Source organism: Senegalimassilia anaerobia JC110, from assembly GCF_000236865.1.
GTDB classification, from domain to species: Bacteria; Actinomycetota; Coriobacteriia; order Coriobacteriales; family Eggerthellaceae; genus Senegalimassilia; species Senegalimassilia anaerobia.
Genome location: NZ_HE611016.1, coordinates 467,716 through 489,866 on the forward strand (window position 1 = coordinate 467,716; position 22,151 = coordinate 489,866).

Below are 22,151 nucleotides of genomic sequence, written 5' to 3' on the forward strand. Positions count from 1 at the left end.
GCAGCAGACTGGGCAAACGATCATGGTACGTTCTATTGGCTGAACGCCGATGGCGTTATGGCTGCAGATAGCTGGGTCTACGATAACGAAGGTTACTGGCATTGGGCTAACAATGCAGGATCCATGGCAAGCGGATGGCTTACCAAAGGAGCGGCGAAATACTACCTTGACCCCAAAGATGCCAAGCATCCTATGACCACCGGTCTTGCAACTATAGATGACAAGCAATATTCGTTTGGCCCATCTGGCGAAATGCAAACTGCCGCATGGGTAGCCATAGACGAATCGGGGTTCTATTCCTTCGCAGGAACCGATGGCGTTATTTCAAGTGTTGTCAGAAAAGATGCAAATGGCATCATCATTGACAGCGAGGGAAACGCCTTGTCGGGCTGGGTGGAGCTTGGTGGCACGCGTCTTTACGTCGATCCCGAGACACATCAGGCAAAGACGGGTTGGCTGAAACGAGACGAAGGATACTATTATCTAGACGCCACTTCGGGAAGCATGCACACGGGCTGGACACCGGTTGATGGCTATTGGTATTACCTCGGTCATGACGGAATCATGCAAACTGGCTGGCAATCAATTGAAAACGCCTGGTATTATCTTGATCCCGCAAGCGGCGCCATGAAAACCGGCTGGCTTTCAGAAGGCGGCGCGTGGTACTTCCTTAAGAATAGCGGAGCCATGGCTACGGGATGGATATGGGACAATGCCTGGTATTATCTTCGCCAAAACGGAGCTATGGCTACGGGATGGATATGGGATGGAGGCCGTTGGTACTTCCTCCAGGCAAATGGCGCTCTGTTCAAAATCAACGATATGGTGTGGGCGTTGAACTCTTTTGGATTCAACAATCTCAATTCCTTCAATACTAGTCGCTCGATTTCAAGCGGCGCTTGGGATGAACTGCAAAATGCCATTAACAATTATTCCAACATGGGATGCACGGTCGGGTTTACCATGATAGACCTGACCACAGGTGCCGGCGTTGCATACAATGCCGATTGGCGCCACAATAGCGCGTCTACCATCAAAGGCCCTTATGTCGTGGCGCTCAACAAATTATGGCCTTGGGAGCTGGCTAACTCCGAGTCCGATATGTTCACCACGCTTAATGTTTCCAGCAACTTCACCTACGCCAATCTCTGCAATCGCTACGGGCATTTCCCGTTAGATTACATGGTTAGCGAAGTGGGCGCTGGCGGATTCGCTTGGGATGGCGATTACGGTTATTACAGCTCTAAAGACCTCTGCAAAATGTGGGTTGACGTGGCAGACTACCTCATCAATGGCGGCCAGAACGCCGAATGGCTGCAAAACGTTATGGGCAACAACTCTCATATCACCTCACGCGGCGCTCTGTCCTGGACCGGATCGACGGTTTATGCGAAATCAGGATGGGTAAACGGCTACGTTAATTCGCACAATGAGGGCTATTTGGTCATGCGCGGCGACCACCCCTATGTTGTGGCAATCATGTCCGACAACATCCATGAAAATAGCTGGTGCATGGCGAACCTGGTAAATGCCATCGATCGAGCACATAGCGAATTGGTCTGGTAGATACCCAGATTTAAATTCAGAATAGTAAAAAGGGAGGGTTGCCTTTCATGGCAACCCTCCCTTGCGTTAGCCAGCTGATGCTAGTGCCAGCAAACCTTGCACATGCTGCGATTGCCGGCGTCATACCACGTGCCTTGAAGTATCGTGGTCGACTTGCTTAGCGTAGGACAACCGGTAGTTCTGTGATAGCTACCACCGCCTGGCGTCCAATAGACGTACTGCCATTGACCATCAGCGCCCACGTAGTAGCCACCAACCCACTGGTTTGTGGCCATTGCACCGGAACCGGTTACGTAATAGTCGCCAACCCAGCGATTGGTCGCCATAGCGCCGGAACCATCAAAGAAATAATAAGTACCGCCGATGCTTCTCCAGCCCGTAGCCATCGCACCTGAAGCATCGAACCAATACCAGGTGCTACCGAGTTGCAGCCAACCAGTCTGCATGGCGCCGGAGCCCGCAAGGTAATACCACGCGCCACCGGACTGCTGCCAACCAGTTAACATGGCACCAGAGCCGGCGAACAAGTAGTACGTACCGCCAATCCTCGACCAGCCAGTAGCCATTGCGCCGGAATCGGCAAACCAGTACCACGCTCCGCCGATAGCTTGCCACCCGGTTGCCATGGCACCCGAACTTGCGAGGTAATACCACGCGCCACCGGATTGCTGCCAGCCGGTCTGCATGGCGCCAGAGCCTGCAAACAAGTAGTACGCGCCATCAACGATACGCCATCCGGTCGCCATTTCACCGTCAACGTCGAACCAATACCACGCGCCGCCGATAACCTGCCAGCCGGTCTGCATGGCACCGGAGCCGTTGCAGTAATACCACTTTCCACCATCTGACACCCATCCGGTTTTCATGTATCCAGACGCATCGAAATAGTAGAAAGAACCGCCGATTTCCTTCCAGCAGGAAGAGGGATAGGTATCGTCGCCGTTGCTGTACCACCAGCCACGCGAATCGCTCATCCATTTCGCCGGATTCTTCTCGATTGCAAAGGTTTTATCCTGGGTGCCGGAGAAATTGCCCTTGCCCGCGATGGAGACTTTTGCCGTCCCAACCTTCACGTTATCGGAAAGCGTTAACACGTAATCCATCCCGCGCTTCAGCTCTTTCCCGTTGAACGTGCATTTCACATTTGGGGAAATCGCCTTACCGGTATAGGCGTACGCTTCATCGATACCGGAAACCTCCACCTCGGAGATGGAAGCGGGCTCTATGCACCAATCAACGGTAAGATCATCAGAGGTGCCGGTAGAAGCCCAGACGCAATGTTCCTTATCCTTCAAGGACAGCTTTGCCGCATAAGAGCCGGCGTTCGTGGCGGAGCCGTTTTCGACCGTATAGAAATCGGAATCCTTGATTCCCACCTGCTCAGCACCCGTGTACGCCAGCCCTTGCGGAGCTGACGGAGCCTCAACGGATTGCCTCTCATCCGGTTTTGGCTCGATAACGTGAATCGTCATGGAGCCAAGTTCTTTCACTTCCCAATTGTTAACATCCTGCACATAAGAGCCATGGCGCGAGGAGGTGGGATAGCACAACGTTACCGTCGTATCCCCAACGCCTCGAGCAAGCATCCGCAAAACATCTTGATTGTTCAAACCTTCGGTGCCGTCGGCGCTCTTGAAAACGGCTACGCCGGTATTGCCCGTCTTGAAAACCAAGGGCTGCAGCGCACTGCGTTCCGATTCGGTAAGCTTGTCCAAACCGGCAATGTACTTCGACATATCGAGTTGCTTACCCTGCTCAACGGTCAGCTCATCCTGCGTCAAGCTCAGCTTTGCGCCAATATCATCTCGATCGACAACGGTGACCTTGCACGTGCCTCGATTGCCCCAAATGTCACTGATAGTGATATTGGCAACACCTGCGCTTCTTTCGCTAAGATACCCATCTTTGATGATAGCCACTTCGGGATTATCGCTAGTGGCGGTTACATACGGAACATAATCCGGGTAACCGGACGAGGTGACTCCGTAGTCAAACTGAACATGCTGTCGCTTTAGGGCCTCAATAGCTCCATTTGCTTCGTATGAAGAGAGGTAAGCTCCTGACGAGTTCGGTCGAGCGACTATGCTCGCCCCCTTCGTGATGTTCTTCTCCATGTAAATCGTCGCTTCAGGCCGAACAGCCAATGTTGGATTCACCTGCTCGCCAACGTGAACGGCGATTTTCTTCTCAACGCCCGTCGGATTACCGTCCTTATAAGCAGTCAGCGTTAACACGGCATCGCCAGGGTCGCCCACGCGAACCTCAAGATTAGCATTGGCGCTAAACTGGTTGCGGCTAAGATAGGCGGAAACAACAGATTCGTCCGAAGAGGAAACACGCACATCTTGCCCAAGCGTGAACGTATGAGCCGAATCAGCACCACGCACCAATACATATGCTTGCGTTCCAAGCTGTTCCACGTGATCGACGCCGCCCGCCTTGCAAATAGCGCAATCCTTAACCGCGTTGAAGGACAAGGAATCAGCGCTCTCGATGGATGCAATGGGATTCTCTTCAGCGGAAACGACTACATCGACAACCTGATCGTCTTCATAGGTTCGATATCGACCCTGGAACGAGTAATGAACCTTTATCGTTGCAGTACCGGAAGCCACGGCGTCCAAAACCAATCGCCCGCCGATGCCGGACTCGCTACCGTTTTCATCCAGTTTGCATGAAACCACCGAGGGATCGCTTGATTCGACCGAGTAGTTAGACAAAGCGTTCCTTGCCACGCGATCCTCGGAAAGCCAGCCACGCTTATCCATAGTAGGAAGATAGGTGTCAGCGGTGTCAAAAGCAACAGAGGCACCTGGCATCAGGTAGCCATTAGCGCATTCATCATCGATAACATGAATTCCCCAGTTCGGCTCCGCGCTCATATTGGAGAACTGCCCGTCAACTTTCGCCCCATCACCGAAACGCTCAACAATCGGTGTTGTATCAGCGATTCGATTACCCTGGCAACTAAAGCTGGTTACCGATTGGGGAATCTTGCTCAGATCGACAAAATCCAAGCCGCATGAATACAAGTTAAGACTCTCCAACTTGTTGCATGGAAGGAAATCATACGATTGCAAATCCAGAGAATTGAATGAGCAACGCTCTAAATTCGGAAACGATGATCCATCAAAATTCAAAGCTCCTGAGCAAAACGTCAAAGATAAATTAGTCAACGTGTTGCTGCATTTTGCAATAACCCTCTCATAGTTCAACTTGGGACATTTAACCAGCCCTAAGCCGCGAATACTATCGACCGGGATATCCAGCGAACTAAGATTGGCGCATTCGCTGACGATCAACTGCGTCAAATGATTGGCATTGCGAACCTCAATCGACTCAAGCGAAGGCATGCCTCGAACATATAGTGAGTCCAGATTCGAGGCATCTTCGAGAATCAGGCGCCTCACACCCACAAGCGCATTGCCATCGCGTTCGTCACCGGCTATATCAAGGTTCTTCGGAGTAATGTTTCTGGAATTGCCCTGGCTCGTCTCCATATCGAATGTTTTAGGAACTACCAGAGTATCGCCCGACAAATCGGCATCCCTAATATCGACAGAATAAAGCTCCTGGATAGGGTTTCCGTTTTCGTCATACAGAGGATACCCATTCTCATCAAACGAATAATGGGTCGACGTCCATCCATAGAAACCGGAAACACTCGCAAAAGAAGACGCAACGGCGTCCGCCAATCCGCCTTCCCCCTCAGCGGCAACCGCCACGCCGCCCCAGGGCATAAGCCCAACGGCGAGCACAGCAGACAGCCCAAGCTTAACAGCCCGCGACGGCGGCCTCGATTGAGATTTCTTTCCCATTTCTACCCCTTTCCTACGAGAAACCTACCTAGCCGCATTATCCCCCCTCACAAGCTCTTCATAAAGCATGTATCACTCGAATCAAGCGCATTATTATGCTTGTTCGAACCAGGAACGTGAGCCCTCCCTCATATCCAACCTTATGCAATAGGCAAAGTTCGATAGATATGCAAATTACCCTGCTGTTCATTCTTTAACGTACTTGTGATGATTCTGAACAATACCTTCCATTGTTCATTTTTCTTGATATGATTCGGTTATCCGAACAACGAAAGGCACTTCAACAATGCTGTCTCAGAACCAATTCAAAGTGATTAACGCTCTCAACAAGCAAAGCGAGCTCACCCAAAGAGAACTTTCGAGCGAGACCGGTCTTAGCCTTGCCACAGTCAACGCCACCTGCAAAGAGTGCGAAACCGCCGGCTTGATCGAAAGCGGCCGACTCACTATTGCAGGCATAGCCGCATTGAAGCCCTACGCTGTCGACAATGCGGTTATCCTTGCAGCCGGCCTCTCGTCACGTTTCGCCCCTATTTCCTACGAGCGCCCTAAGGGACTGCTTAGGGTGCGCGGCGAAATCCTCATTGAACGCCAAATCGAACAGCTCCAGGCCGTAGGAATCCGCGACATCGTTATCGTGGTCGGCTACAAAAAGGAATCATTCTTCTACCTTGAAGACAAATATGGGGTGAAGATCGTTGTAAATCGCGAGTATGCATCCCGTAACAACAACTCCTCGCTCATGCTGGTTCGCGAGATTCTCGACAACACCTACATCTGCTCTTCGGATAACTATTTTGAGGAAAACCCCTTCGAAAGCCATGTGTGGAAAGCGTATTACTCTGCAGAGTACGCTGAGGGCTTCACAAAGGAATGGTGCATCAAAACCGGATCGCATGATCGAATCACAAAGGTAACTGTCGGCGGAACCGATGCGTGGTACATGATCGGGCACGTGTTCTTCGACCGCGCATTCTCCGCACACTTCCGCGAAATCCTTGAGGCCGAGTACGATCTGCCCCAAACCTGCGACAAGCTCTGGGAAGACCTGTACGTCGAACATATCAAAGAGTTCGATATGCAAATCAGGCGATATGACCAGCCGATCATCCATGAGTTCGACTCGCTCGATGAGCTACGAGATTTCGACCCGCTCTTTCTCGAGAACCTTGATTCCGAGATCTTCGACAACATCGTTGCGGTTCTCGGCTGTGATAAGTCGGAAATTCACAACGTCTATCCACTCAAGCAGGGACTCACGAACCTCAGCTGCCATTTCTCCACCAATGATGGCGAATGGGTATATCGCCACCCCGGCGTAGGAACAGAGCTGCTCATCGACCGCGCAGCGGAGAAAACCGCTCTCGAAACCGCGCGAACGCTTGGGCTTGACAACACTTTCGTTTTCGAGAATCCTCGCCGCGGTTGGAAAATCTCGAAGTTCATTCCCGACTGCAAAAACCTCAACCCGAAAAACGATGCCCAGCTGCAGAAAGCAATGACCATGGCGCGTCAGCTGCACGAGTCTGACGCTACCGTCGAACGCCGCTTCAGCTTCTACGACGAAGGCAAAGGCTACGAGCGATCGCTTTTGGCAAGAGGTCCCATCGATGTTACGGATTGGACAGACATGGAAGCTCAGGCAACGGAGCTCCACAAGCTGCTTGAAGCGGAAAGCAGCGAACCGGTGTTGTGCCACAACGACTTCTTCAGCCTGAATTTCCTTGTTGAGGAAAACGGCAACGTCAGCCTGATCGACTGGGAATACGCCGGGATGAGCGACTACGCGAACGATTTCGGAACCTTCTGCGTATGCGATCAGCTTGACGAGGAAGAAATGCACCGCGCGCTCACGCACTACTTCGGGCACACGCCCACGGATGCCGAATGGCGGCATAACCTTGCCCAGGTCGGTATGGCAGGCTGGTGTTGGTACGCATGGTCGCTTCTCAAAGAATCAGAGGGCGAAAACGTCGGCGAGTGGGCCTATATCTATTACCGTTACGGCAAGACGTACTTGAAGAAAGCGCTGAACCTGTACAAGCAGCAATAGCTCTCGAAACGTACCACGAGATCAAGGGAGGAATCCGATGGAGGCAAAAGTCGAAACGCTACGCAACCAGCGGCGAAAAAGGTTCATGACGAGGGGCATCACCTTTGCCGTAGCATCAGGCATCTGCTACGGCTTATACACGGGCTTTCTCACCTTGGCGGAAACTCAAGGAGTATGGGGCGACTGGTTCGCAGGCACCGAATGGGGCAACGGCCATGAGGCGCTAAACGCATTCACCATCACGTTCACGCTTGCCGCCTTAGCAGCAGGCCTCAACGACCTGTTCAGCGGCATATGGTCGATTGCAGTTTGCGCGAAAAACCGGCAGCTTGGCGATTTCTGGAAAACCCTTAAAACCAAGCCGGGCCGCGTGATGATGCTCTGCGCGATAATCGGAGGACCCTTCGCGACGATCTGCTATGTGATCGGCCTCAACTCGGCGACGGCTTCGGGAAGCCCTGGAGTAATCGTTCCCATAGCGGCTTTGAACTGCGCCATCGGCGCGATTCTCGGACGCATCTTGTTTAAGCAGGAGCTCAAGGCGCACAAGGTCGTCGGCATCTTCGTCTGCTTGGCTTCCGCTGCAATGATTGGAGGCGCAAGCTTCGCGACCATGGGCCCCGACGCTCTTTTGGGATGCGTGTTCGCGTTCTTGGCCGCGTTTGGCTGGGGTTTCGAGGGATGCGTCGCCGGCTTCGGAACCATCTTGATCGACTACCGAATCGGCATTGCCATCCGTCAAGTCACCGCAGGCTTGCTGGAGCTGCTGATCGCGTTCCCCGTTCTCGCGATTATGGGCGGAGGTATTGGAAGCGTTCCTGAATTGCTCGGCGCCGCCATCACAAGCCCCGCACTGCTCATCTTCGCCATTTCAGGCTTGTTCGCCATGCCGGCATATTCCTTCTGGTATAAAGGCAACTCCATGTGCGGCACCGCTTTGGGGATGGCATGCAACGGCATGTACGCCTTCTGGGGTCCGCTGTTCATCTGGATCACCCTTGGCGTACTCAACATCGGCGGCATGAGCGCAGATTACCCGCCCTTAACGAGCGCACAATGGATTGGCGCCATCGTTATGGTTATCGGCATCTTCTGCATTGCCGTGAATCCGCTTGAGATCGTTCGAAAGAAGCAGGAGGAATAGGCAATGACCAGCAAACTACCTCTTTACTACGCGATTATGCGGCATTTCGCCGATGGCAAACCCGATTGCGCAGAGGGAGTCATGCAAGATCTGCGTACCGACTACGGCTCCTACAAGTTGTTCACCCGAAAGGATATCGAGGAGGCCTTGGCAACCGCAAAAGAAAACGGCCTACTCAACGAGTGCGACTGGAAGCTTGACGCCGAAGGGGAACTGCAAACGTTCTACGCAGCAAACGATTTCGGCAAGGATATGATCCGTCGGCATATTGAATGAATTGCTGATGGATGAAGCTGGGTAAACGGCATCATCCATCAGCCGAAAAACGCACTCCATTTCATCCTTACTTCCTTACAATAAAAGTCGAAGGGAAACAAGGGCGAAAGGAGTCATATGTCACCATCAAAACGGTTCGCGATCGCCGCCGCAATCGTAGCAGCAGCGGCGATCGCAATGCTTCCGTTATCGGCTTATGCCGATAAAGCAGAAGGAAGCAACGTAAACGAATCGCAGCCATTCACTTCAAGTGTTTCACAAATAGGCGAATCAACTGCAATCTCTATTGCAATTGATTCGGCAAGCACACTTGTAGACAACGGAATTGCCGATACGATTAGCGTAAATGCCGCGATGACCTACAACGACGCCATAACGCGCAGCGTAAGCAGCGAAGCAGCCTTGAACACGCTAGCAAGCAACGAGTTTCAAGTTGACCTGCAAGATTACGGTCCATTTTCTGTGACCGTTGCGTATCTGAAAAACGGGCAAACGGTCAACAGCTCAACCTATTCCATCGGCATTTCCGCAAGCGAATACAATCTCGCACCGCTGAGCGCCTCCTTCCCGGTAGTTCTTTACTCCCTTTCTTACTGGGATATCAGCACCTCTGATACAGGAAATGCCATCCCGTCAATCGTCATGCTTGATAGGCCATCCGCGTACAACTGGGACAGTCTGCCGAGCGGTATGCATGCCATGCCTTTCCTCACCGCAGAGCAGAATAGAACCACCAGCAGCTGGCCGGCGTTCGCAGATTACGTTGCTGCGTTGTACCAAATCAACCCAAACGCGAAGTTCCACTTGTATGTCAACGACATCACCTGCTCTCTTGTGCATAGGATGATATATGCAAACAAAATTCCAGAGGGCAATTATTCGATCACGCTTCTTTCCGACGGAACCGCGACCTACGTGTTCACCAATGATGCCTTTAACGTATCGGATCCGGCTTCCAAAAATCAAACCCTCATTGATCAATGGAACAGCGCCAAAACTGCTGAATACAAAACTGGCACGGTATCAGCAGGCTATTCCGGCTATCACGACCACTGGGACTCCATGTATGCGCTCTTGAGCATCGAGCCGGGAACGGAGTGGTGGATGACCAGAACTAATCTGTTCACCAGCGGAGACAACAACGCTTTCGCAAGCACCATAGCGACCGATCCGGGCGTCAAGAAAAAGAACGTCGCAACGATGTTGAACGGCGTTTCCGCCAAGGGCGAGCAAACCGTGCAAGAGCTTAAAGCCCTGTACAATTTTAATGATGGCTACTTCACTGATGCCGAAGCTCAAGGCAAAAAGGCAATGATGCTGTTAGGGACCTATGTTTACCTTGAAAAAGACTTCGAAGAATACGCTAGCCTAACTGAAACCATGTTTGGCGACGGGTACAAATATTATTACAAGGGCCACCCAAACACGCCGACGGCGCTCTGGCCTGAAAAACAGCGGCAGCTAGATCTTCTGGATATCGAAGACATAGACTCTTCGGTTGCCGCTGAATTAATCCTGTTCTTCAATCCTTCGCTTAACCTGTCCGGCTACAGCTCAAGCACGTATAACTCCACCACGGCAGATGCAGCAGGTGGGTTATGGGGGCAAACGAAAGCGCAGGCGCTCTCCCCTACTAGCTCCATCGATTATTCAATTATGGACTGGTTCGCCACGCCGATAAGCAACTCTCAGAACTCTGCATATCAATCATTGTGCGCACCGGGCGAATCTAGTTACTTGGTTGAGTTCTCCGATAGCATTCTGCAAACTGCCGATTACAACTTTGCAGTCTATTCGTACACGAGAAACACCCTCTCTTATTACAAGACCACTAGCGAAGGTACCTACAAACTGGTCAGAACCAAGACCGGAGATTCGACTGTAAAATGGGAAGGTTCCTCGCCCGATACCTGGGTTCCTTACGTTAACGGCAAGATCGTCGACAATGGATGGGTCCTCGACAACGGTTCATGGTATCTCATGAGCAATGGAAAGTTGCAGATAGGCTGGGCCCTCAAAGATGGCGAATGGTATTTCTTCAATACTACCGGAATCATGCAAAGAGGATGGCAGCAAATCAATGGCATCTGGTATCTATTGAATACCAATGGAACAATGAAAACAGGATGGAGCAACCTTAACGACAATTGGTATTGGCTCGACCAAAGTGGAGCAATGCAAACGAACTGGGCTTTAATCGACGGTAGTTGGTACTGGTTCAACAATTCAGGCGAAATGGCCACCGGATGGAACGCGATTAACGGCACCTGGTATCTATTCGATGATAGCGGCGCCATGCAAACCGGTTGGAAGCTCGCATCGGGTAATTGGTATTACCTAGCGGATAGCGGAGCAATGCAAACCGGTTGGATGCTAGACAGTGGCGTTTGGTACTACCTAAACGCATCGGGCGCAATGGCCAGAGATTGGACGAGGATCGGCAACGATTGGTACTACTTCGATGGTTCAGGTGCAATGCAAACCGGCTGGCAGCTTATTGATGGAAGCTGGTATTACCTCAATTCGTCTGGAACAATGGTTGCCTCTCAATGGGTCGGAAACTATTACTTGCTTAGCAACGGCGCTATGGCAACTAATCAGTGGATCGGCAAGTACCATGTTGACGAAAACGGAAAGTGGGACGCAACGGATGCAACCCACAACACGCAGCAAGCTGCATAACGGTTTATGGCTCATTTGGTCCATATTGGCGCATGTAAGAGCTAACGTCCTTTGAGTACGCCTGACACCGCAACCCCCGGCTATCGGAGCAATCCAATGCCGGGGGTTGCTTATGCTTCTTCAAAGTGCATGACCGCATGCCACATCACGTGCAAGCATTTCCGCAATAAAACACTGTCTGGCAAAGCTATACAGCAGTAATTCGGTACAGCCGCATATCGTCTTGCTCTAAAACCACTTCAAAGCCAGGGGTGTCGTCGCGTATGGCGTCGATGCCCTTCCATTTTGTTCCACCCTCATACGTAAACAGATACTTGCGATCAAGATACGGCTCACCTTGGTCAAGCTGGATAACGTAAGTTGCGCCAATCGCCCGCACGGCATCCTTGACGTCGTCGTCATCGGCGATTCGGTATAAATCATCCCTGATGGTTTTGCTTTCGGGCTTTTCGTCGGGGATATCATATTCGCGCGTATAGCGATAATAAATCCTCAACCCATCAGCAGCAAACGCAAACGCAGACCCGTCGTCGGGAACGTTTATCACAAGGGCATTTGGTTCGATGAGAGTCTTGACCCGCTGAACAAATTGTTTCTCGTTTGCATCGTACACAGCAGGTCCGCTGTTCACGGCCCGTATACCTTCAGCAACCGTCTTGAAGGCGACATCACCTGACTGAGAGCAAGGTGCTGCGACTCCAGGATAAACCGTTGCCGCAACAAGCATTGCAGCCATTACGAGTGCACCTACCCGTTTGCAATTCGAGCTCACGGTCAAACGAGTTAATCTGCTAACCAGCTTCAAGAGCAAATGTGCCAATGCCCACAAACCAAAACTTGCCAACACCATGCCGACAAGTGAAGCCATGGCGCCACATCGCCAGGGATCCGTATACCAAAAGCCTCCAAGGATGTGTTGCAAAGGCCCATCGGAATACGAGTCGACAACGTAAATCGCGAAAGCAAAGGCATAAGAAAATGAAACCCACAGATATTTACGGTAGATCAATGTTGCCGCGGCCCCAAACAGCACCAGAAACGCCAGCACGATTTGCGAGCCATCTGCCATAAAGCCAAGGACCAAAGCATCCTCTATTGCTTCGTGCCGCGTAAATTGAGCAGGCCACTCATGCTGCACAACGGGTTGCAGGAATGGAGCGTGATAGCACGTCATCCATATTGCAGCAATGCTGACAAGCGCAAGCAAGGCGAATGCGATTCGAAGGCAGACAGCACCCTGATGGTTTTTCAGCCTCTTGAAATACAGAGGAATCTGAGAAGCCTTCCAGATACAGAAAGGAGACAAGATGACCGCTAACGTAAACACTGCATTTGGTTGCGTAAAAGCCAGTGAGCATAGAGAGACGGCAAATAGACAACCTGAAATCACCCGGTCTTTTGCTGATGCATTCTCCCCCAGAAGCAAAAGGAACAAGGCCACGGAACCATGGACCATGCTGAACGCAGAAAGATTCGGATACAAAGGGCCAAAATACAAAAACATCCAAGGGAACGCAGAGAATACCATCATGCACGCCGCACCGGCAAACACAACGTGCTTGCTCCCATCAAAAGCTACACGCATAAACAGAAAGACGCTTGACGGGAACACCAACGCAACGAATACGAAATTAGCCACATTTTCCGCAAATGCAGCTGAAACCCCTGTAGCGGTAGCGGCCAAAGCAGCAATCGAATACCAAGCAGTCGGGTAAAACCCACCAGCTGGCAAAGGCGCAATGGCTAAATCGTCCGCCGACGAATACAAAGAGCTAGAAAAGGGCGACCAAATACCCGAACGTACGAAACTTTGAATCGAGCCAAGGTGACTGATATTGTCGTATTCCTGGGCATAATTATCCGGAGATCCTAGAAACCAAATAAACAAAATGGAAGAGACTGCAACTCCAACAGCGAGATACCCGATAAGGGTCAGAGTATCTGTGCTTATCCTGGGAAAACGAGACGAACGGCCCCATTCTGAAAGACCCAATCGAAGAGATTTACTGTGGGTGCTTTTGCGAGCCCCACAAGCGAACAAAATCACCGAGACGACCAAATAGGGCAGGAACAAAGATACCCAAGAAGAAGGGATGCCGAACTGCGCATACAGCAAGCCGAGAAGAACGTAGACCGCAACCGAGATTAACGGAGCGCTTGAAACTGCAACGATTCCATCAATCCGAAAACCACGCAGTAAAAGATACGACGGCAGGAACAACGACAATGCGACGATAACCGCTGCTATAAAAAACAAACCCCACATGGGAAAGCCTTCCTTATGGTGATTAACAAGCAAACGTATATTTTACGTTATGATGGGGCTAGTTTGGTAAATTACCGACTGATTGCGCCTTAAATAACGCAAGAGGAAAAGGACGAACATGAGCGAATCGCTTGTATCGGTTATCGTGCCGATTTACAACGCAGGCCCCTATCTGGAGCAATGTCTTAACAGCATCACAGGGCAGACGCACAAGGAACTCGAAATCATCTTGCTCAACGATGGCAGCACCGACGACTCGCTGTCCGTCATGCAACGCTACGCAACCTCGGATGAGCGCATTAAGATCATCGACAAGCAAAACCAGGGCTACGGCGCCACATGCAACCGCGGGCTTGCTGAGGCTACGGGCACGTGGATTTCCATCGTGGAACCCGATGACTGGATTGAATCGAACATGTACAAAGACATGCTGACATTCGCGAAAAAGTTCGCCGACGAGGGCACGCCACTTGACATCGTAAAGACGCCGTACTGGCGCATTTGGATGCCCGACACCAAACAACAGCGCAAGCTGAACTGCAGCTACAAAAACCGCATTCATCCCGATCATCAACCGTTCGCAATCGCAGACGCAGCGCACTTGCTATGCCACCATCCATCCATTTGGTCAGCCATCTATCGCAAGTCATTCCTTGATGAGCACAGAATCAGATTCAAAGAGATTCCTGGTGCCGGCTGGGCCGACAACCCCTTCTTGGTGGAAACGCTGTGCCAAACCGACCGCATCGGTTATTTCGACACCGCCTATTACTGCTATCGCGAAGAGACTCCCGAGAAGTCCAAGAACTTCGCTCACACGAACACGTTGCTGCCGCTTGAGCGCTGGAACGATATGATGGACGTCCTAGAACGCCTGAACGTTACCGATGAGCACATCCTACGCTCGCACAACAGCCGTGGGTTCACGTATCTGTCGGGCATCATCGAGGAAGTCGACCTCACGCATGACGATGTGCGCGAAGCCGCTAAGCACATGTTTGAGCGCATGGATGCAAACTTGGTATTCACAGACAACGAGGTATCTCCCGGCATGAAGCGTCTGTACGCAGGCCTGCGCGGCATCCCCTGCCCCAAGATCAACCCCCTCCCCCACATGGCAGGATTAGTTGGCCAAGGCGTATACAACCTCAAGAACACTGGACTGGTAAACACTTTCTTCGCTACAAAGAACTACCTAGTAAAACGAAGCAGGCGCGAAGGAAAATAGTATGATGGGCCTCGTTTTTAAACGAGGCCCATCATATCTACCTTTATTAATATAAAACGACTCTAATCAATGAGCGAAATCTCACATTTGAGTCTTTGCGTTTTTCAGCAGTTTCACCAATAAATATACTGAACCTACGCCATAAGCCGCAATACCAGCAAAGCTAACCCCATTCATATCAAACTGATTCACAAGTAAATATGTTGCTGGAATCGTACAAACAAAAGAAAGCGCATTTCCAATAAAATTCCCTTTAAAATCTCTCTCAACGATCAGCAAGTCGCTAAGGAACCATAAAAATGCCGTGATAACCGTACATGCAATCATTGGCTGGAGCAAATATACATAAGGTCGAATACCATCGCCATACAATAAAGCAAGCCCCCATTCTCCAAAAAAAGTAAATAGCAGTTCGCAAATAAGAGCAATCAGCACAATCCCCGAAGAGACTTTGATAAGAAGAGAAACGAATCCCTTGTAACTTTTATCGGAATAGAAACGAGAAAACTCCCCTAGTAAAGGAGTGTATAGATACGTCGCACCCATTTGAACAATCACCACGGGCGAAGCAACCGAAGCATAAATACCCAAGAACTCATCGCCAAACGTAACGCTCAAATACTGTCGGGGAATTGTAAGCACAGCACTGCACATAATTGCAGCGATCACGGCAGGCAGGCATTTAATAAGTAAGTGCGCAAAAACTTGAGCGTTGAACTGAGGAGACAAAGCCTCGAATTGGCCAGCCTTAGACCTATCAAAGAAAACTGCAACGGGTAACGTAACAACGATTGTGGAGAACAAGCTGAGCTCTAGGTTAGAAGTAAATGCCATGCATACCGTGAACGAGAACAGTGTTAGCAGCCCTCTTAAGATCTGCGATTTCCCAATATAATCCATACGCATATGTTGCTGATCAACACCATGCATAACGTCAATAATAATATCGACAGCCTTATAAGCTATATAAATTGAGATGGAAGGCAGAGCTCCCGGCTGGCAAGTGCAGGCAGCGTATATCATGCAGCCAGCAAATGCCAGGAACACAGTCACAAACCTAAAGCCCATATATAGGCCCGCGGAATACTTATGATCGACATCTGAAACTTGAATCGTTCTCATTTTGTATACTGCGAAAGGCGTAAAAATGTTACCAATCGACATAGCTAGCGAAAGTAAACCCGCAGCGGTGTAATTAGCGCTCAGACGTACCACAATCACCGTCAGCAGCCACTGACAGGCAAGATACACTATGGAACCAATCGAGTTCCATAGCATGTTTTGTTTAAGTGACAGCGCGTTATCGCTCATTTTGTCCCATCCAATCAGATAGCATTAAAACCATTGTAGAAGACAAGGAAGGCCAAAATGGAAGAAAACGTTTCCGTAATCATCTCCCTATACAAACCCAATAAGGTTTTCCTAGAAAAACAGTTGGAATCAATCAACAATCAAATCTGCGAAGAAAGCATCACGGTCTTTATACACGACGATTGTCCCGATGATGACAATTGGGAATCTTTCGCGCGGCAGCATCTGAGTAAGCACAAGGTGATTTACTACAAATCCCCTGTTAACCTCGGCTATGTCAAAGCTTTTGAACATCTGGTGACGCTCGCCGATGGCGACTACGTAGCATTTTGCGATCAAGATGACGAATGGGAGCCGAACCGTGTAGCAAAAGGCGTTTCCGCATTGCGAGCTGGTTATGGATTGGCCGTTTGCGACAGAGCGATCATCGATGCTGACGGGAATATTGAGATCAAAAGCTGGAAAACCGCTCATCCCAAATCCATAGAATGCAATTGGGCAAGTGGCGATAACCTTACGATTCCAGCAGCTTTTCGCTGCTACGCGATCGGAATGGCGACTATGGCGAAAACCTCGCTCGTAAAACAGTTCACACCGTTTCCAACATGTACGGGGCATGATAAATGGATCGCCTTATGCGCAAGCGCCTGTGGCCCATGCGCCTATATTAATGAGCCCCTGGTAAAATACCGTCGACACGGCAAAAACGTCACCGGATTATTTCATGGAATCGCTTGCAAAAATGATTGGTACACGGAGCGGGTAGAACCCAGTTTTGACCTAGCACAGGAGTTTGCAAAGCGTTTTCCTGATTGCAAGGAGGCGAAACAAATTCTGAATTTTGCGGAAGCGAGACGCAATCGCAACCTGAGGGGATTAATAAAGCTCGCAAAATACGAGCCAACTCTTGCTACATTCGAAATCCTATTGCCATTCTTGCCTGATTCAATTTTCAAGCAGCTAATAAAAATGATGGGTTAACAGCGTAAATGCAAAGGCGAATGACTGTATTGAATTAGTCATTCGCCTTTAAAACTACGATTATCCAAACTCTAGCAACTTTGGCGCATGATTTCTTCTCAAGTGCTCAGGAGGAAGTTGATTCCATGTATCGCCATAAAGCGATTCCAGAAAACCAATCGGGTTTGCCGGTCCAAAAAACTCTTCCCCTTCAAAAATGATGGGCTTAGGCGGAAGCATCATTGTCTCAGGATAGGCTTTTGAAAGCGCATACGACATAACAAGAAGGCACTTAGCGTGATCATCAGTATTCGCACTTCTAGCTACCTCATCGAATTTTGCATTAATCGCCTCAGCCGAGAAGATACGCTTAACGACATAGTGAGCACATCGGCATAAGACTTTCTCGATCGACCCAAGAACTCCTTGGTGAGGAACGACGATATGACCCGAGCAGCGAAGATAAGACAAACTTTGCCACAAAAAGCAGCAACGCCTTTGCTTTTTCTCTTGCGTCGCATTCGAGCTCAAAGCATCATATGGAAGCACATCGATGAATACGCCCATCTCAAATCCGGCATCCTCAGTTTCATCATTTACAAACCGAGTTCCCTTCAGCATAACTTTGGTAAATTGAGCCGATTGGTACGGATTGTTCTCAGGGTTGGAAACGAGGTACCCATCACCAAGCTCATCTTGAGCAATAGCCACAAACCGATCATAATCCTCGCGTGGCATACCAATGTCGATATCATCATCCCATGGAATGAATCCTCCATGGCGAACGGCACCAAGAACTGAACCTGAGTCTAAAAAGTAGGTAATGTCATTCTCTCGACAAACCTTATCAACATCCTTCAAAATGCCCAACTCAACAAGCTGGAGCTTCCTCAACACCTTCGGGTCGTATTGCATGGCGCCCACTTTCCCATCAATTATTAGCCATGACACAATTGGGCTGCTACGCCCCACAACGCAGCAGCCCAATAGCAAATCATCAATCGCAGGTTAAAGCGATTTAATGTACTCCGTCATCCGCATTTCCCAATCAGCCGGGACAAAGCCGGTTCCCGCCAGCTTGTCCAGGGCCAACGCAGAATGCGTCGGACGCGGAGAGACCGGCCCCTTGGCGCTCGCGTAGTACTCGGCGGTCGAGACGGGCTTCACGGCGTCGGCGTTGCCGTTGCGCAGCTCGAAGGCCTTCGCGGCGATGTCGGCCCAGGAGGCAACCCTGCCCGAGCCGGTGAGGTTGTACGTGCCGCAGGCGCACGGCGCGCTCGGCTCGCGGTCGCCGTCGCGGTAGCCGAGCAGCCAGAAAATCCCCTCGGCCATGTCGCGCGTGAAGGTCGGGCGGCCGTGTTGGTCGTCCACCACGGTCACCTGGTTGAGCGAATCGCCCGGGTCGACGCAGCGGTCGGAGAGCGCCGCCATGGTCTTGACGAAGTTCTTGCCGTCGCCGATCACCCAGGAGCTACGGACGATGTAGTGGCGCGGGCAGTTGGCCACGGCGACGTCGCCTGCGGCCTTGGTCTGGCCGTAGACGCCCAACGGAGAGAACGGCTCGTCCTCGGGGTGCTCCTCGCGCGTGCCGTCGAACACGTAGTCGCTGGAGACGTGCACGAGCGCGATGCCGTGCTCGGCGCAGACCTTGGCAAGCAGCGCCGGGCCCTGGGCGTTGGCGGCCCAGGCGGCCCTGCGGCCCTCGACCGTCTCGGCGGCGTCGACGGCGGTGTAGGCGCCGCAGTTGATAACGGTCCCGTAGAGCGTCCAGTCGACCTTGGAGTAGTCGGCGGGGTCCGAGAAGTCGAACTCGTCGCGGTCGCCGAAGTCGAAGGAATCGGCGATCCCCCGCTCCTCGGCGAGCTTGCGCACCGCGCGGCCGAGCTGGCCGTTCGCGCCGGTGACGAGCGTGCGGCGCGGGGCCATGGGGATGGCGTCCTCCAGCATCGGGTGGTGCTTGTCGGCCTCGGAGAGCTCGCACTCGGAAAGCGGGATGGGCCACTCAATGCCAAGCTCGGGGTCGGCGAGGTTGACGAAGGTGTAGGTCTTCTTGAGCTCGGCCGACCAGTGGGCGTTCACCAGGTACGTGTATGCCGTGCCGTCCTCGAGCGCCTGGAAGGAGTTGCCGACGCCGCGGGGCACGTAGATCGCCTTGGAGGGGTCGATGACGCACGTGTAGACCTCGCCGAAGCTCTCTCCCGGGCGCAAGTCCACCCATGCGCCGAACACGCTTCCCGTCGCCACGGAGATATACTTATCCCAAGGCTCGGCGTGGATACCGCGTGTGACGCCCTTGCTCGCGTTGAAGGAGATGTTGTTCTGCACCGGGCCCAGGTCGGGCAGCCCGATGCCCGTCTGCTTGGCGCGCTGCCAGTTCTCCTTGAACCAGCCGCGGGAGTCGCCGTGGACAGCCAGGTCGAACACCAGCATCCCGGGGATGTTGGTGCGCTCCACCTTGAGGGGCTTCTCGAACTCGAATTCGCTCACGATGGCCTCCTACTGTCCCTGCGCCTTGTAGCGGGCCTCGGTGGCCGCCTTGGCCGGGCGCCACCAGGACTCGTTGGCCTTGTACCACTCGATGGTCTTTCTCAGGCCCTCTGCAAAGTCGTTGTGCGCCGGGCGCCAGCCGAGCTCGGTCTGAAGCTTGGTGGAGTCGATGGCGTAGCGGCGGTCGTGGCCGGGCCTGTCCTTGACCCAGTCGAAATCATCAGGCGACTTGCCCATCATCTCAAGAATCATACGCAGCACCGTGATGTTGTTGCGCTCGCCGTCCGCGCCGATGAGATAGGTCTCGCCCATGCGGCCCTTCGTAAGGATGGTCCAAACGGCCGAACTGTGGTCCTCGGTGTGGATCCAGTCGCGCACGTTCTCGCCCGTGCCGTAGAGCTTAGGGCGCACGCCGTCGATGATATTGGTAATCTGCCTGGGGATGAACTTCTCCACGTGCTGGTAGGGGCCGTAGTTGTTCGAGCAGTTGCTTATCGTGGTGCGAAGCCCGTAGGTGCGGGTCCAGGCGCGCACGAGCATGTCGGAGGCCGCCTTGGTGGAGCTGTAGGGGCTGCTGGGCCTGTACGGCGTCTCCTCGGTGAAGCGCGCCGGGTCGTCCAGCGCCAGGTCGCCGTAGACCTCGTCGGTGGAGACGTGGTGGTAGCGGACGCCGTATTTGCGCACGGCCTCGAGCAGGCGGAAGGTGCCCTCGACGTTGGTGCGAAGGAACGGCTCCGGGTCGGCGATGGAGTTGTCGTTGTGGGACTCCGCAGCGTAGTGCACGATGGCGTCATGACCGGGGACTATGCGATCCAAAAGCTCAGCGTCGCAGATGTCGCCCACCACGAGCTCGACGCGGTCCTCGGGAAGCCCCGCGATGTTCTCCTCGTTGCCCGCGTAGGTCAGCTTGTCCAGCACGGTCACGTGCACGCCGGGGTGCTTGTTGACCACGTAATGCACGAAGTTGCTGCCGATGAACCCGCAGCCCCCCGTGACGATAATGTTCTTGGGCTCGAAAGTCTCAGCCACGCCATCCTCCTTGAATAGAAACCCTCTATTGGGAAATTGATATCTTCGTAATCTTTTATAGAATAGCAGTCAACCTAACGGCTTGGCAGAACTGCACTGCATATACAGCAAAACGCCCCCGCACAAAGCGAGGGCGTTTTGCATAATGGCTAACGGCGCTTATTAACGAACTCGCCTTCAGCAACACGCTTCAAATGCTGGCCATAAACCGATTTACCGTATTTCTTCGCACATTCACGAAGTTGATCGGTATCGATCCAATTATTCTCCCAAGCAATCTCTTCAGGCACGCAAACAGGAATATCCTGACTACGCTCGACCGCACGCACAAACTCGCCGGCCTCGTAGAGGCTCTCCATGGTGCCGGTGTCCAGCCATGCGAAGCCGCGTCCCAGGGTAACGACGGACAAGGTACCGCTCTCCAAATACATGCGGTTGAGATCGGTAATCTCCAGCTCGCCGCGCGCGGAGGGCTTCACCTTCTTGGCCAGCTCGCAGACGCGCGAGTCGTAGAAGTACAGGCCGGTGACGGCGTAGCTGCTCTTGGGATGCTCGGGCTTCTCCTCAATGGACACGGCGTTGTAGTTCTCGTCGAACTCCACCACACCGAAGCGCTCGGGGTCGTCGACGTGGTAGCCGAACACCGTGGCGCCCTTGCCGGACTCGGCGGCCTTGACGGCGCTGCGCAGGTGATCCCCCAGCCCGTTGCCGTAGAAGATGTTGTCGCCAAGCACCAGCGCACAAGGCTCGCCGGCAATGAACTCCTCACCGATGATGAACGCCTGCGCCAGACCGTCGGGGCTAGGCTGCTCAGCGTAGGACAACTTCACACCGAACTGGGAGCCGTCTCCCAAAAGACGCTCGAAGTTCGGCAGGTCCTGCGGCGTGGAAATGACAAGGATGTCACGAATGCCAGCCATCATAAGCACCGACATAGGGTAGTAGATCATCGGCTTGTCATAGATGGGGAGCAACTGCTTGCTCGTGACTAACGTAAGCGGATACAAACGAGTGCCAGATCCGCCGGCAAGAATAATACCCTTCATATAAATCCTCCTCAGCAATAACCAGCACCAGCTAAATACCGCCATCGAACACGATGGCGGCACCCGAAGAAATGCCATGGATGAATAGCATCACCCATAACACTCTAATCTTATCGTTTCGCAGATGCGAGGTAATCATTAAAGCTCCAATCGCACGAAAAGCCTACCCCCTTTTCAGCCAGTTTTCAGCGTTTGTTATGAAAAGACGTAGCAAACCAAACGTGCAAGCAAGCCCAAACTCGCAAAATGTCGCAACTTGCGTCATACTTCAAGAAGGGAAAACGC

The 22,151-nt window shown here is 52.3% G+C and carries 13 protein-coding genes and 1 pseudogene; 7 read left to right on the forward strand and 7 right to left on the reverse strand.

Annotated elements, in window-relative coordinates; all coding sequences use genetic code 11:
• Nucleotides 1–1,566, forward strand: a pseudogene (locus SFHG_RS10810) (N-acetylmuramoyl-L-alanine amidase family protein); the annotation flags it as partial.
• A gap of 80 nt (nucleotides 1,567–1,646) precedes the next feature.
• On the opposite strand, the gene SFHG_RS10190 reads toward SFHG_RS10810, so the two are convergent.
• Nucleotides 1,647–5,384, reverse strand: a complete 3,738-nt coding sequence (locus SFHG_RS10190) for a PspC-like choline-binding domain-containing protein (RefSeq protein ID WP_052297878.1) — start codon at nucleotides 5,382–5,384, stop codon at nucleotides 1,647–1,649.
• Between the two features lie 286 nt (nucleotides 5,385–5,670).
• Here SFHG_RS10190 and SFHG_RS08075 point away from each other — a divergent pair, with 286 nt between their 5' ends.
• The 4 genes from SFHG_RS08075 to SFHG_RS10195 all read left to right on the forward strand — a co-directional run bounded on the left by SFHG_RS08075 (nucleotide 5,671) and on the right by SFHG_RS10195 (nucleotide 11,539).
• Entirely contained in the window at nucleotides 5,671–7,437 is a 1,767-nt protein-coding gene (locus SFHG_RS08075) for a phosphotransferase (protein WP_042436041.1), read from the forward strand.
• A 37-nt stretch (nucleotides 7,438–7,474) separates the two neighbouring features.
• Complete coding sequence (locus tag SFHG_RS08080; protein ID WP_042436043.1) at nucleotides 7,475–8,581, forward strand: membrane protein; 1,107 nt, start codon at nucleotides 7,475–7,477, stop codon at nucleotides 8,579–8,581.
• 3 nt (nucleotides 8,582–8,584) lie between these two features.
• Nucleotides 8,585–8,857 (forward strand): hypothetical protein, encoded by a 273-nt coding sequence (locus SFHG_RS08085; protein ID WP_042436045.1) that lies wholly within the window; start codon nucleotides 8,585–8,587, stop codon nucleotides 8,855–8,857.
• A gap of 117 nt (nucleotides 8,858–8,974) precedes the next feature.
• On the forward strand, nucleotides 8,975–11,539 hold the full coding sequence (locus tag SFHG_RS10195; protein WP_052297879.1) for an N-acetylmuramoyl-L-alanine amidase family protein: 2,565 nt from the start codon (nucleotides 8,975–8,977) through the stop codon (nucleotides 11,537–11,539).
• Nucleotides 11,540–11,726: 187 nt separating this feature from the next.
• On the opposite strand, the gene SFHG_RS08095 is transcribed toward SFHG_RS10195, so the two are convergent.
• Nucleotides 11,727–13,805: a DUF6541 family protein gene (locus SFHG_RS08095; protein ID WP_042436046.1), complete on the reverse strand. Its 2,079-nt coding sequence runs from the start codon at nucleotides 13,803–13,805 to the stop codon at nucleotides 11,727–11,729.
• 118 nt (nucleotides 13,806–13,923) lie between these two features.
• Here SFHG_RS08095 and SFHG_RS08100 point away from each other — a divergent pair, with 118 nt between their 5' ends.
• On the forward strand, nucleotides 13,924–15,033 hold the full coding sequence (locus SFHG_RS08100) for a glycosyltransferase (protein WP_042436049.1): 1,110 nt from the start codon (nucleotides 13,924–13,926) through the stop codon (nucleotides 15,031–15,033).
• Nucleotides 15,034–15,114: 81 nt separating this feature from the next.
• On the opposite strand, the gene SFHG_RS08105 is transcribed toward SFHG_RS08100, so the two are convergent.
• Nucleotides 15,115–16,344, reverse strand: a complete 1,230-nt coding sequence (locus tag SFHG_RS08105) for a lipopolysaccharide biosynthesis protein (protein ID WP_042436052.1) — start codon at nucleotides 16,342–16,344, stop codon at nucleotides 15,115–15,117.
• Between the two features lie 57 nt (nucleotides 16,345–16,401).
• On the opposite strand from SFHG_RS08105, the gene SFHG_RS08110 reads away from it, so the two are divergent.
• Nucleotides 16,402–17,325 (forward strand): glycosyltransferase, encoded by a 924-nt coding sequence (locus SFHG_RS08110; protein ID WP_042436055.1) that lies wholly within the window; start codon nucleotides 16,402–16,404, stop codon nucleotides 17,323–17,325.
• Nucleotides 17,326–17,385: 60 nt separating this feature from the next.
• Here the strand turns inward: SFHG_RS08110 and SFHG_RS08115 are convergent, their stop codons facing one another.
• The 4 genes from SFHG_RS08115 to rfbA form a co-directional block, all read right to left on the reverse strand.
• Nucleotides 17,386–18,219, reverse strand: coding sequence for a LicD family protein (locus SFHG_RS08115; protein ID WP_042436057.1), 834 nt, complete (start codon nucleotides 18,217–18,219; stop codon nucleotides 17,386–17,388).
• 93 nt (nucleotides 18,220–18,312) lie between these two features.
• Nucleotides 18,313–19,791: a sugar nucleotide-binding protein gene (locus SFHG_RS08120; protein WP_238318310.1), complete on the reverse strand. Its 1,479-nt coding sequence runs from the start codon at nucleotides 19,789–19,791 to the stop codon at nucleotides 18,313–18,315.
• 9 nt (nucleotides 19,792–19,800) lie between these two features.
• Nucleotides 19,801–20,820, reverse strand: coding sequence for a dTDP-glucose 4,6-dehydratase (rfbB, locus tag SFHG_RS08125; RefSeq protein WP_042436060.1), 1,020 nt, complete (start codon nucleotides 20,818–20,820; stop codon nucleotides 19,801–19,803).
• A 149-nt stretch (nucleotides 20,821–20,969) separates the two neighbouring features.
• Nucleotides 20,970–21,866, reverse strand: coding sequence for a glucose-1-phosphate thymidylyltransferase RfbA (rfbA, locus tag SFHG_RS08130; RefSeq protein WP_042436062.1), 897 nt, complete (start codon nucleotides 21,864–21,866; stop codon nucleotides 20,970–20,972).
• Nucleotides 21,867–22,151 lie beyond the last annotated feature (285 nt).